This is a genomic window from Marinobacter sp. SS5-14b (genome assembly GCF_030541005.1).
In the GTDB taxonomy this organism is placed as follows: Bacteria; Pseudomonadota; Gammaproteobacteria; order Pseudomonadales; family Oleiphilaceae; genus Marinobacter.
In genome coordinates, this window is the sequence record NZ_JASSVM010000002.1 from 270,434 (window position 1) to 283,086 (window position 12,653).

Below are 12,653 nucleotides of genomic sequence, written 5' to 3' on the forward strand. Positions count from 1 at the left end.
GGGTTGTGCGATTCTTTTATGGCGGCGAAGTCTTCCTTGAACTCATGGCAATTGCACTGTGCCCGTCGCACGGTGCTGGCGGGGGGCGTGATCGCCTATCCAACGGAAGCGGTCTGGGGCCTGGGCTGCGATCCCTGGAACCGGCAGGCCGTTGAGCGCATTCTAGAGTTGAAGCAGCGGCCGATGGCAAAGGGCATGATTCTGGTGGCTGCGTCGGTTGATCAGGTGCGCTTTCTGCTCGACCCGTTGCCCAGGGTTCTGCAGTGGGAAGCCGAACAACACTGGCCGGGGCCCATCACCTGTCTGGTGCCCGATGTGCTTGAGCAGGTTCCAGACTGGGTGCGTGGCAAACACAACACCATTGCGGTTCGAGTGAGCGACCATCCGCTGGTTCAGGCGCTTTGCGAAGCGACCGGCATGCCGCTGGTGTCCACCTCCTGCAATCCGGCCGGCCGTCAGCCCGCCCGTAATATCTGGCAGGTACGCCGGTACTTCGGTCATCAACTGGACCAAGTTGTACCGGGAGCCCTTGGGGGTAATCGAAACCCCAGCCGCATTATCGATATCCTCACCGGAAAACAGTTTCGTTAGGAGCAAGCATGTCACAGCAGCCGGACACTCAAGCCGTCAAAGATTATCTTCTTGGCCTTCAGGAACGCATTTGCCAGAAGCTGGAAGCGGTGGATGGCCGGGCTTCGTTCATCCGCGACAGCTGGGAGCGCCCGGAAGGGGGCGGCGGTATCAGCCGGGTGATCTCCGAAGGCGGGGTGTTTGAAAAGGGCGGCGTGAATTTCTCCCATGTGATGGGGGCAACCATGCCCGCCTCTGCCACCGCGCACCGGCCCCACCTGGCGGGCGCGCCCTGGCAGGCGATGGGAGTTTCTCTGGTGATGCACCCCGAAAACCCCTTCGTACCCACGTCCCACGCCAATGTGCGCTTCTTCATCGCCACGCCGAAAGACGGCGAGCCGGTGTACTGGTTTGGTGGCGGCTACGATCTGACGCCCTATTACGGTTTCGACGAGGATTGCATCCACTGGCACCGCACGGCTCACGATGCCTGCCAGCCGTTCGGCGAAGACGTGTATCCAACGTTCAAGCAGTGGTGCGATGAGTATTTCTACCTGAAGCATCGTCAGGAACCCCGGGGTGTTGGTGGTCTGTTCTTTGATGACCACAACACCGGTGATTTCGCCCGGGATTTTGCTTTTATGCAGGCGGTGGGCGACAGTTATATCGATGCGTACGAACCGGTTGTGCGGCGCCGGATGAGCCAGCCCTGGACGGAGCGGGAGCGGGACTTCCAGCTCTACCGTCGGGGCCGCTATGTGGAATTCAACCTGGTGTATGACCGGGGCACACTGTTTGGCCTGCAGTCTGGCGGCCGCACCGAATCCATCCTGATGTCCCTGCCGCCACTGGTGCGCTGGGATTACAGCCGGCAGCCGGAGCCTGGTAGTGACGAGGCCAGGCTGACGGACTATTTCCTCACTGGTCGGGACTGGCTGGCGGGTACTGATCTGGAGGGCATTGATGAGTAACGAACTCTACGCCGTGGTCGGCAACCCCGTCAGCCACAGTAAATCACCCAGGATTCACAGCCTGTTTGCCTGTGAGACCGGCGAGCCCGTGGAGTACACCGCGATACAGGCTCCTCTGGACGATTTCGCCGGCACGGTGCGGCATTTTTTTGAGCGCGGCGGCAAAGGCCTGAACGTGACTGTGCCGTTCAAGGAGCAGGCCTGGACAATCGCCGATCATCGAACCCCCAGGGCTGAAAAAGCCGGTGCGGCCAACACGCTATACCTGGATAACGCCGGTGAGCTGGTGGCTGATAATACGGATGGTGTGGGCATTGTGCGGGATCTCCGCGACAACCAGAAAGTACCGCTCAAGGGCGCACGTATTCTGGTGTTGGGCGCCGGCGGCGCGGTGCGGGGTGTGCTGGGCCCGATTCTTGCCGAGCAGCCCGCAGCGCTGACCATTGCCAACCGGACCGTGGCCAAAGCCGAAGCGCTGGCCCACCTGTTTGCCGGTGAGGCAGGCGCCGCGACGATTTCAGCTTGCGGCTTTGACCAGCCGGAGCAGCCGTTCGATGTCATTATCAACGGCACCAGCGCCAGTTTGCAGGGCGACTTGCCACCGGTGTCTGCGAATGTGATCGGGCCCGACACGGTGGTGTACGACATGATGTACTCTTTGCAGACCACCACGTTCAACCAGTGGGCGCTGGACAACAATGCCCACCGAGTTTTTGACGGGCTGGGTATGCTGGTGGAGCAGGCGGCGGAGTCATTCTATGTGTGGCGGGGTGTCCGCCCTGAAACCGCATCGGTTGTTGAAGAACTTAGAAACGACTGAGCCGGGTGCATCGGCCCCGGCCTGAGGAAAGTCCATGGATATTCTGACCCTTGTAGGGCTGCTTGCCGGGATCCTGATTGTGCTGCTTGCCATGCTGGCAAACGCGACAGTAATGACGTTCCTGAATTTCCCGGGCCTCGCCATCGTTCTGGGAGGCACCTTTGCGGTCACTCTGATCAAATTCCGCATGGCGACGGTGGTCAGTGCCTTCCGGTTGGCGTTCAGGACGGTATTTACCGATCGCTTGCCACGCCCGGCCGCCTTGATCGTCGAGGTAGGCGTTTTGGGGCGCGTGGTACGAAAGGAAGGAATTCTGGGCCTTGAGAACCACGAGACGGATGATGAATTCCTGAAAAAGGCCATCAATCTGTGCGTTGACGGCCACCCGCCGGAGCTGGTTGAAGAAGCACTGTTGCAGGAAAGCCAGCAAACGGCCGAGCGTTATGAGGTCGCCGAGCGCGTGTTCCGCGGTATCGGTGAATCCGCGCCGGCCATCGGCATGCTGGGCACGCTGGTGGGGCTGGTACAGATGCTTAATTCCCTGGATGACCCCTCATCTATCGGCCCGGCTATGGCGGTTGCCTTGCTGACTACGCTCTACGGTGCCTTTCTTGCTCAGCTGATTGCCCTGCCCCTGGCCGAAAAACTGCAGCTCAAGGCCGAAGATGATGCTCGAAACCAAATGCTGATCATCACGTCTATCAAGAGCATCATGCGGGGTGAGAATCCTCGGGTCATGACCGAGCTGTTGTCCTCCTATGTGTCTCCGGAGCACCGCACCAACCTTGAGCCCGAAAGGGAGGGCTGAGTTTTGCAACCGGCCCGGCCACTGAAAAAGAACAGAGCCAAGAAAGGCACTCCGGACTGGATTGTCACCTTTGCTGACCTGGCAACGTTGCTGCTGACTTTTTTCATACTTTTGCTCTCGTTTGCGGAAATGGATGTGGAAAAGTACCGCGCCATGGCCAACTCCATGGCCCTGGCGTTTGGCTCCAGCAATGTGGTTGCCGAGGATGTTGGTGGCTCACCGATTACGCTGGTGGAGTCCGATACCGTGTCATTGCCAGAGCCCTCCGAGTCGTTGCAAGATCAACCCGAATTTATCGATGAGCGAACCGAGAAGTCTGAAACCCGGCAGATTCCGGGCGGCGTGCTGGATCTGTCCGCCCGGTTGGTGAGGGAGCTTGAGTCGGAAGTGGCTTCCGACACCCTGCACATCAATTACGATCAGGACCAGGTGGTTATCCGGTTTTCCGAGGAAGCCACCTTTCGCTCCGGCGATGCCGCCATCAAGCCAGACATGATCCCGATCATCGAGCGGGTCGTGGCGGTACTGGCCAGTTGTGACGGCGATGTGGTGGTGTCTGGCCATTCCGATGATCGCCCGATTTCAAGCAGCCAATACCGCTCCAACTGGGACCTTTCAGCGGCCCGGGCGGTGTCTGTGGTGCATGAACTGGTGCTGAACCGGCAGATCCCCGCAGACCGAGTAGTGGCGGCTGGCCGGGCTGAAACCCGGCCGCTGGCGGCCAACGACACACCTGAGAACCGCGCCCTCAACCGCCGGGTAGAAATTGCGATCCGCAACCCGGAGTGCGATGGCAGCGTACCCACCCGAGATTTACCGGTTGAAATTCTTCCCTGATTGAACGCAGGCTTATGCTTGCAGTGAAGATGCTCATAGTACATTCATATAACTGAAGCAGATTCAAAGCCTTATACTGTGCGGCCTATCAGTATTGAAACCATCGGGAGCAGCACCAATGAGCGGACCGGACAAGCCCAAGGTAATTGGCGAAGAATGGAGTGATGAGCGGGTCAGAAGTTTTCTGGACCTGAAGCCCTGGGACAAGGCAGTTCAGGCGGATTACTTTGTGCTGCTGCGGGCCTACGAGGCAATGCGGGCTGAGGATTTCGAACGGTTTATCGGGTTTTTTGTGGCAGACGGTCGTGATCTGAACGCCGAAGATGAGCACGGTGAAACCATGCTGGACCGGGTTTCACGGCACCGCCGCAGCGATGATTATGCCCGCGCTCTGGAAAGTGCCGGAGGGGTAAAACGAGCAAAAGCCGGGGCTTAGACCGGCCTTTGCTGTCTGGCGCCCACCCTGAATGGTCAGTACGCCGTCATGCACGGTGACTTTCACATCTTCCTTGTTCATGCCGGGCAGTTCGGCCTCGACGGTGAAGGCTTCCGGGGTTTCTTTGATATCGACCGCCGGGGCCCAGTCGCTGCGGCTGAACAGGTCCTTTCCTTCCCGGTCGCCGTTGGTTCGGGCGACACCCAGCATCCGGTTATAGCGGTTCATCATGTCTTCGAACTCGCTGAACGGACTCCAGCGTGTAATGTTGCTCATAAGGAACTCCTCCTGTGACGATTACGAATCTGAGATCTTCATCAGCTTCGCTCGCGGAACAGCTCCATGCCGGTGGCGCCAGCCGGATGGACTCCGTGAACTTGTGCTATTCAGGAAGATAGGTGCGGTCGGAGAATTTTCAAGGCGCCCCTGATCAGAATTTGATCTAAATCAGGGGCCGGAAGCGGCTCTATTCGGAGGCGTTCAGGTACTCGTCCTTCAACTTCACGTAGTTAGCGGCGGTGTATTTGAAGAAGGTTTTTTCCTTCTCGTTCAGGGCCCGGGCCTGTTTGCATGGTGAACCCACATACAGATAGCCGGATTCCAGCCGTTTGCCGGGCGGTACCAGGGTGCCGGCGCCGATGATCACTTCGTCTTCCACCACGGCGCCATCCATGACTGTGCAGCCCATGCCGACCAGTACGCGGCTACCGATGGTGCAGCCGTGCAGCAGAGCTTTGTGGCCTACGGTGACGTCGTCGCCCAGAATCAGCGGCCAGCCGCCGGGGTTGAAATTGCTGGCGTGGGTGATGTGCAGTACGGAGCCGTCCTGGATGCTGCAGCGGTCGCCGATGCGGATTTTGTGCATGTCGCCGCGGATGACGGTCATGGGCCAGACGGAGCAGTCTTCGCCCATTTGGACGTCTCCGATCACCACCGCACTCTCGTCTATCCAGGTCCGCTCGCCAAATTGTGGTGTGGTACCCTTGTGAGTTCGTACATTTGCCATTACATATACCTTTTGACTGGCCTCGAATTGAGGGGAAGGAGTCTTTGGGAGGAGGGCTTTCCAAAAAACGCTCCTTCGGCACATCCATGTGACGCTTGGGCTCCGCCATCCATGGCTCCGCACATTTTTGGAAAGCCCTCCTCCCAAAGACTCCCCCAAGTATTGGAGTTGCCTGAAAGTAACTTAAACCCGTACAGCTGAGAAGGGGACTTATGAATAACCCGCTTTTGACAGATGACTTGTTGCCGAAGTTCGGCCACATCCGCACCGAGCACATGGAAACGGCGATTGACCAGATTCTCAGCGAAAACCGCGTGAAAATTCAGGAGCTGGCGCAGCAGGACGATCCCACCTGGGACACCCTCGCCCAGCCCATGCAGGCTTTGGAAAACAACCTCAGCAACGCCTGGTCGGTGATTTCGCACCTCAATGGTGTAATGAACAACGACGACCTGCGCAAGGTGTACAAGAACTGCTTGGAGAAGCTGACCGAGTACAGTACCGAAGTCAGCCAGAACGGTGCCCTGTGTGAAGCCTACAAGAAACTGGCCGCACGGGAGGATTTCAAGGAATTGAGTGAACCCCAGCGCAAGTCCATTGAAAATATCCTGCGGGATTTCCGTCTGGGTGGTGTGGACCTTCCGGAGGACAAGAAGAAGCGTTATGCGGATTTGTCCCGGGAGCTGGCGGAGTTGTCCAACAAGTTCAGCGACAACGTGCTGGATGCTACCCAGCATTGGTTCAAGCATATTACTGATGTAGACGAGCTTTCGGGCCTGCCGGAAACGGCCATCGAGGGCGCGAAGCAGGCGGCCCGGCAGAAGGAGCTGGAGGGTTATGTGATTACCCTGGATTTCCCCAGTTTCCACCCGGTAATGACCTACTGCAATAACCGGGAACTGCGCCGGGAGGTTTATGAGGCGTTTGTCACTCGCGCCTCCGATCAGGGCCCGGATGCGGCCACTTGGGACAACACGCCGGTGATGGGAGAAATCCTCAAGCGTCGTCACGCCCTGGCCCAACTGCTCGGGTTTGATAATTATGCGGAGCGGTCTCTGGCTACCAAGATGGCCCGTACTACCGACGAGGTGCTGGATTTCCTGAACCAGCTGGCGGGCAAGTCGAAGCCTCAGGCAGAGAAGGAAATTGCCGAGCTGAAGGCGTTTGTGAAAGACGAGCACGGCGTGGACGACTTGCAGGCCTGGGACATCGGCTACTACAGCGAGAAGCTGCGCCAGAAGCAGTACGACATCTCCCCGGAAACCCTGCGGCCCTGGTTCCCTGTGGATAAAGTGGTGCCGGGCCTGTTCCGGGTGGCGGAGAAGCTGTTTGATGTGCAGATTGAAGCGCACACAGACGTCGAAACCTGGCATGAAGACGCCAAGGCCTACTGCATCAGCCGCAATGGCCAGCCCATCGCCTGGTTCTACCTGGACCTGTTCGCACGTCAGGGCAAGCGTGGCGGTGCCTGGATGGCCGACTGCCGGGTACGCTGGCGCGATATGCGGGGCAAGCTGCAGCTGCCGGTGGCGTTCCTGACCTGTAACTTCACCCCGCCGGTGGATGGCAAGCCGTCGCTGCTGACCCACGACGAAGTCACCACCCTGTTCCACGAATTCGGCCACGGCCTGCACCACATGCTCACGCAGGTGGAGGTGATGGACGTATCCGGCATCAACGGCGTGGCCTGGGATGCGGTGGAGCTGCCCAGCCAGTTCCTGGAAAACTGGTGCTGGAACCCGGAATCCCTGGCCCTGATTGCCAGCCACCACGAAACCGGCGAACCGCTGCCGGAAGACCTGCTGCAGAAATTGCTGGCGGCCAAGAACTTCCAGTCCGGCATGGGCATGGTGCGCCAGCTGGAATTCTCGCTGTTCGATTTCCGCCTGCATGCGGAATTCACCGACGAAGCCCCCACCAACCCGCTGGACATGCACCGCAAGGTGCGGGAAGACATTGCAGTGGTGCAGTCGCCGGAATTCAACCGCTTCCCCAACGGCTTCTCCCACATCTTCGCCGGCGGTTACGCCGCGGGCTACTACAGCTACAAGTGGGCGGAAGTGCTGGCAGCGGATGCCTTCTCGTTGTTCGAAGAGAAAGGCATCTTCGACCCGGAAACCGGCCAGGCCTTCCTGCACAACATCCTGGAAAAAGGCGGCTCCCAGGAGCCCATGGAACTGTTCAAAGCCTTCCGGGGCCGCGAACCGCAGGTGGATGCCCTGCTGAAACAAACCGGCATCACGGACGAAGCTGCCTGATACAATCCACCCCGGTTGTCGTATCGGCAACCGGGTGTTCTTCTGGAGTAACGTTATGGCAAGTCCGAAACGCTTCATCGCCGGCGCCGTGTGCCCCCGCTGCGCCGAGATGGACAAAATCACCATGTTCACCACCGACGCCGGCGACCAGGTTCGCGAGTGCGTGGCCTGCGGCTACACCGATGCGTTGTCCGACCAGCCCCAGCCCGAGGCCCCGGAAATAGAAACGCGGGTAAACAAAAAGGGCAACACCGATGACCATACTGTCAAACAGGTGGTGTTCTTTAAGTCCGGCTCTGACTCTGGAGAATAGGTCTGGCTTGGGCCCTAGCCTGCCGGTTTTGGGGGGTTAGAGGCCACGGGGGTGCTTTTCTTCCGGGAAAAACAACTCGCTTCGCTCAGACATCTTTTTCCCTGCAGAAAAGCACCCCCGCACCCTCTAAGCCTGACAGCACGAAAATCGCTTGTTGAAAGACTCTGATTTTTCGGGAGATGGTTGGCGGGGTTGTTTCTTTGTTTCTTCTCTTCCTTCCGTACCCCTTATTGGTACGACGTGAGGGGGTGGGTCAGGTTTTTTTCCGCCGGAAATGGATGTTTGAGCGCAGCGAGTTGCATTTCCAAGGGAAAAAACCTGACCCACCCCATCGCAGCCCCCAAAATCAGCAGGCTACGATCAAGAATATGCCCCCCAAACAGGCAGGCTACGATCAGGAGGGCAAGCTCCGAAGCAAAACAGTCAGAGAACCATGGCCGCCAACCACCCGAAGGCGAGCAGAGGCAGGTTGTAGTGCAGGAACGTAGGCACCACGGTATCCCAGATGTGGTTGTGCTGGCCGTCCACGTTCAGACCGGCAGTGGGCCCAAGGGTGGAATCAGACGCGGGTGAACCCGCATCACCCAGGGCACCGGCGGTGCCGACCAGAGCCACGATGGCCAGGGGGCTGAAACCCAGTTGCAGGGCCAGCGGCACGTACAGGGCAGCGATGATGGGAATGGTGGAGAACGACGAACCGATACCCATGGTAATCAGCAGGCCGACCACCAGCATCAGCAGCGCGGCCAGAGCCTTGTTCTCGCCAATGGCGGCAACCGAGCCTTCTACCAGGCTCTTGATCTCGCCGGTTTCCCGCATCACTTCCGCAAAGCCGTTGGCGGCGATCATGATGAAGCCGATCATCGCCAGCATCTTCATGCCCTCGGTGAACAGGTCATCGGCTTCTTTCCACTTCACCACACCGGAAACATTGAACAGCACGAAACCGGCCAGGGCGCCTAGAATCATCGAGCCCAGCCAGAGCTGAACAACAAACGCCACCACAATCGCAGCAAGAGCCATGATCAGCGTCATCGGGTTGTACTTCACATCCACCCGCTCGGTTTGCTCGATGCGCTTGAGGTCATAGCCGCGGCCCCCCCGGTAGCTGAAGAACACCGCGACCAGCAAACCGATGAACATACCCAGAGCCGGGAGAGCCATAGCGGACATGACGTTCAGCTCGCTGGCGTCCACGCCATTGTCCGCCACATTAGCGAGCAAAATGTCGTTCAGGTAAATACCGCCAAAGCCTACGGGCAGGAACATGTACGGGGTGATCAGGCCAAAGGTCAGCACACAGGCCACCAGGCGGCGATCCATCTGGAGTTTTGCCATCACATACAGCAGGGGTGGAACCACCAGCGGAATGAACGCGATGTGGATGGGCAGAATGTTCTGGGAAGAAACCGCCACCGCCAGCAGCAAGCCGATGATCATGTAACGGATACCGTTTGCGGCGTCGCCTTGATCCTGCCGGCCTACCATGACCAGTGCCTTGTCAGCCAAGGCGTGGGCCAGGCCGGATTTGCCGATGGCAACGGCGAACGCACCGAGCGTGGCATAAGCCAATGCCACTTTTGCGCCGCCCTCCAGGCCGGTGTTAAACGAATTGATGGTGGCTTCAAGAGACAGGCCCCCGATCAGGCCACCGGAAATGGCGCCAATGATCAGGGCAACGACAACGTGGATGCGGCACAGGCTCAATACGAGCATGATCAGTACCGCGGCTACAACGGCATTCATGGCAAACTCCGGGTAGGAATTGTAGGTTAACCGGCGCTTTTTGAGCGCTGGCAGCACGAAAAGTGGGCTAATGTGCAGGAAATGGCGGCAGCAGTCAAAGCGGTTGTGTAACGGTCACTGGGAATCAACCCGGGCGAATCTGGGAACCAGTTCACCGGCGACTTCTACGGTCTCACGGAACATGGCTAGCGGCCTTACCCACAGGCTGTGGTCGCCGTACAGGCAGCGGTAGACCACCATGGGCTCTTCCGTTTCGCTGTGCCGGGCCACGCCGATGACGTCGTAATCCTGGCCCTTGTAGTGGCGGTAGCGGCCGGGCGTGATGGCCTGGGAGGATCGGTTCATGTGGTTGCCTTATCAAAAGAATGAACAATGTTTCAAAAAGTTGCGAATATTGCCTAATAAACCGCACGGCGAATAACTAGACTGTTCAGAAAGCAACCAAAGAAATATTGGTTTCTTTTGGCTTTTATGCGCTTACTTGCAGTGCTGGTGTCGAGGCTGGGCAGATAGACGATATCCTGCTGTCCGCAGATGATCAATGGCGGGGTGGTTGAGCCCAACGAGGTGCTGGACGGGGACGCGTGCCGGATATCCGGCTACACTAGAGTTATCTCCTTTTACTGGACAACGGATACGTATTAATGGGGCTATCCCGCCGTTTACTGAACATCAGTCTGGTTATGCTGTTGTGGCTGACGAGTGCCGTGGTGGTGGCAGACCCGGTGGCTTTTCAGTGGCTGGAAGCACCTTCGGATGAGCTCAGTCTTGCCGAGGTTCAATCCGCTTCTGATGACCAGTGGCAGTCGATAGCGGCGGGCGAGACCCTTAACCAGGGCTTCAGCGACGGCACCTTCTGGTTAAAAGTGCCGGTGCCCCCGGAGCCGGTCAACCGGGTGCTCGAAATCAGCTATCCCCTGCTGGATATCGTGTCGGTGCACTGGGAGACCGCAGGCCGAATAGTTGAGACCCATCACACGGGTGACACCCTGCCGTTCAGCAGTCGGCCCATTGTGCACCGTAACTTTGTTTTCCTGGTCCCCTCCCTGACCGAACCGGCCACTGCCTGGATTCGGATACGCACCCAGGGTTCGATACAGGTTCCGGTATCGGTAACCCCCTCGGCAGCATTTCTGGCCAACGAACAGATTTCCTTTGGCTGGCAGGCGATGTTTGTCGGCATTGTGTTCTCTCTGGCCCTGTACAACCTGTTCCTGTTTGCCATCGTGCGGCACGTAACCTATTTATGGTACGTACTGGCGGTTGTCGCCACAGGCCTTGTGCAGTTGAATTTCAATGGCTTGCTGTTCCAGTGGTTGTGGCCTGACTCGCCTGACATTAACCGCTTTTTTACGGTACCTGCGGTGGGAGTCGCGTTGTTCTGCGCAGTGACCTTCTCCATGAAGTTTCTGGCCATTCGCCACTACAGTCTCTGGAGCCACCGGTTGTATCAGATGTTTCGCCTGGTGGCGCTGATCACGGTGTTTTACGGGTTATTCGGGCCTTATCAGTCGGGCATTATGTTGGTTAGTGCCATGGCTGCCGTTATCACACCGGTTGCCTGGGCGGTCGGTCTCTTGATTTGGCGCCGGGGCCAGGTGCTGGCAGGGTTCTATGTATTGGCGTGGACGCCGTTATTGATCGGCCATCTGGTGCTTGCTATCAGTAAGCTGGGCTGGATACCCCGCAGCCCGTTTACCGAATTGGCCCCCCAGGCGGGGGTGGCGATGGAGGCGGTTCTGTTGTCCTTCGCCCTCGCCTACCGGATTAACCTGGAGCGCCAGCGCCGGCAGGCCGCCCAGGAGCATGCACTGGATGTTCAGAGGCAGGCCAACCTGACCCTCGAAACACGGGTGCAGGAACGTACCGAAGAATTGCAGGAGGCAAATGAACAGCTGAAGGCCATCAGCCTGACAGACGGGCTGACTCACGTTGCCAACCGTCGTCGGTTTGATGAAAAGCTGGCGATTGAATGGAATCGGGCTTTGCGGCACGAGCAGCCTTTAAGCCTGGTGTTGATGGACATTGATCACTTCAAACAGGTGAACGACAGCATGGGGCATCTGGTCGGTGACGATTGCCTGGTGGCGTTGGCGGAGGTCTTTAAAAACGAAATCCAGCGTTCCGGTGATCTGATTGCCCGCTATGGCGGTGAGGAATTCGCCGCGTTACTGCCGTCCACCGAGAGTGAAGGTGCTTTTTTGGTTGCTGAGAGGTTGCGGCAGGCGGTTGCCCGAACACCGGTGTACACCGGGGATGACATGGTACCGGTCAGCCTCACCATCAGTGTTGGCGTGGCAACGCTGATGCCTGACCAGGGCGCTTCCAGCCAGGAGCTTATACGGTATGCCGATGAGGCTCTTTATGCAGCGAAGGCCAGCGGCCGGAACCGGGTGGTCGTATGGAGTGAAGACCAGGTCGCTCCGACCACCCACGCCTGAGCGTCAGTTCTTGAGTTTGTACTTTCCCGGCCCCAGGAAAATCATCGCTACGGCAGTAAACAGGAAGAAGCCCTGAAGCTCCAGAGACCAGCCTCCGCTGCTGTTCAGGGTTAGCAGCTGATGGCCATGAACCAGTGCGATGGCGACGATCATGTTGAACACGATAATCAGTGCGCCAATCCGTGTCTGGTAACCGAGGATCACCATCAATGGCGCAAGGATTTCTCCGATGTAGACGCCATAGGCGAGGATCGTTGGTAAGCCATGGCTCGCCAACTGGCTTTCGACGAAACCAATGCCGTTCAGAAGTTTCGCCACACCGTGAAACAGCAGCAGGCCGCCAAGTGTGAGCCGGATTATCAGTTTTCCAAGGTCCGCGTTGTCCAGCAAGAGTGTATTCTCCGGGGTGGTTCAGAAAAGCGTGAATTATTCAGGAGCCGCAGTTTA

At 58.3% G+C, this 12,653-nt stretch carries 14 protein-coding genes; 9 read left to right on the forward strand and 5 right to left on the reverse strand.

The features are described 5' to 3' along the window. The first annotated feature begins 18 nt into the window (after positions 1-18). The 6 genes from QPL95_RS05205 (at position 19) to QPL95_RS05230 (ending at position 4,442) form a co-directional block, all read left to right on the forward strand. Positions 19-591 carry an L-threonylcarbamoyladenylate synthase gene (locus tag QPL95_RS05205; protein WP_303289944.1) on the forward strand — a complete coding sequence of 191 codons (573 nt, stop codon included), beginning with the start codon at positions 19-21 and terminating at the stop codon, positions 589-591. Between the two features lie 8 nt (positions 592-599). Next, entirely contained in the window at positions 600-1,541 is a 942-nt protein-coding gene (hemF, locus tag QPL95_RS05210) for an oxygen-dependent coproporphyrinogen oxidase (RefSeq protein WP_303289945.1), read from the forward strand. Beyond that, on the forward strand, positions 1,534-2,361 hold the full coding sequence (aroE, locus tag QPL95_RS05215; protein WP_303289946.1) for a shikimate dehydrogenase: 828 nt from the start codon (positions 1,534-1,536) through the stop codon (positions 2,359-2,361). The genes hemF and aroE overlap by 8 nt, the downstream gene beginning before the upstream one ends. Positions 2,362-2,395: 34 nt before the next feature. Continuing rightward, positions 2,396-3,169 carry a motility protein A gene (locus QPL95_RS05220; RefSeq protein WP_303289947.1) on the forward strand — a complete coding sequence of 258 codons (774 nt, stop codon included), beginning with the start codon at positions 2,396-2,398 and terminating at the stop codon, positions 3,167-3,169. Positions 3,170-3,172: 3 nt separating this feature from the next. After that, positions 3,173-4,006 (forward strand): flagellar motor protein MotB, encoded by an 834-nt coding sequence (locus tag QPL95_RS05225; protein WP_303289948.1) that lies wholly within the window; start codon positions 3,173-3,175, stop codon positions 4,004-4,006. A 118-nt stretch (positions 4,007-4,124) separates the two neighbouring features. Beyond that, positions 4,125-4,442 (forward strand): PA4642 family protein, encoded by a 318-nt coding sequence (locus tag QPL95_RS05230; protein WP_303289949.1) that lies wholly within the window; start codon positions 4,125-4,127, stop codon positions 4,440-4,442. On the opposite strand, the gene QPL95_RS05235 is transcribed toward QPL95_RS05230, so the two are convergent. Next, positions 4,362-4,718 (reverse strand): Hsp20/alpha crystallin family protein, encoded by a 357-nt coding sequence (locus QPL95_RS05235; protein ID WP_303289950.1) that lies wholly within the window; start codon positions 4,716-4,718, stop codon positions 4,362-4,364. The genes QPL95_RS05230 and QPL95_RS05235 overlap by 81 nt on opposite strands. A gap of 190 nt (positions 4,719-4,908) precedes the next feature. Continuing rightward, complete coding sequence (locus QPL95_RS05240) at positions 4,909-5,448, reverse strand: gamma carbonic anhydrase family protein (protein ID WP_303289951.1); 540 nt, start codon at positions 5,446-5,448, stop codon at positions 4,909-4,911. A gap of 212 nt (positions 5,449-5,660) precedes the next feature. Between QPL95_RS05240 and prlC the strand changes: the two genes are divergently transcribed. Beyond that, on the forward strand, positions 5,661-7,706 hold the full coding sequence (gene prlC, locus QPL95_RS05245) for an oligopeptidase A (RefSeq protein ID WP_303289952.1): 2,046 nt from the start codon (positions 5,661-5,663) through the stop codon (positions 7,704-7,706). Between the two features lie 55 nt (positions 7,707-7,761). Further along, the gene (locus QPL95_RS05250; RefSeq protein ID WP_058342213.1) at positions 7,762-8,019 is read left to right on the forward strand and encodes a YheV family putative zinc ribbon protein; all 258 of its coding nucleotides are present in this window, start codon (positions 7,762-7,764) and stop codon (positions 8,017-8,019) included. 423 nt (positions 8,020-8,442) lie between these two features. Here QPL95_RS05250 and QPL95_RS05255 read toward each other — a convergent pair whose 3' ends face one another. Together QPL95_RS05255 and QPL95_RS05260 are read right to left on the reverse strand one after the other, a co-directional pair. Continuing rightward, entirely contained in the window at positions 8,443-9,765 is a 1,323-nt protein-coding gene (locus tag QPL95_RS05255; RefSeq protein ID WP_303289953.1) for a Na+/H+ antiporter family protein, read from the reverse strand. Between the two features lie 114 nt (positions 9,766-9,879). Further along, a complete protein-coding gene (locus QPL95_RS05260; RefSeq protein WP_303289954.1) occupies positions 9,880-10,110 on the reverse strand; it encodes a DUF1653 domain-containing protein in 231 nt (76 codons plus the stop codon). A 299-nt stretch (positions 10,111-10,409) separates the two neighbouring features. On the opposite strand from QPL95_RS05260, the gene QPL95_RS05265 reads away from it, so the two are divergent. Beyond that, positions 10,410-12,206: a diguanylate cyclase gene (locus tag QPL95_RS05265; RefSeq protein WP_303289955.1), complete on the forward strand. Its 1,797-nt coding sequence runs from the start codon at positions 10,410-10,412 to the stop codon at positions 12,204-12,206. Positions 12,207-12,209: 3 nt separating this feature from the next. Here the strand turns inward: QPL95_RS05265 and QPL95_RS05270 are convergent, their stop codons facing one another. Continuing rightward, positions 12,210-12,596, reverse strand: a complete 387-nt coding sequence (locus QPL95_RS05270) for a DoxX family protein (protein ID WP_303289956.1) — start codon at positions 12,594-12,596, stop codon at positions 12,210-12,212. Between the last annotated feature and the right edge of the window lie 57 nt (positions 12,597-12,653).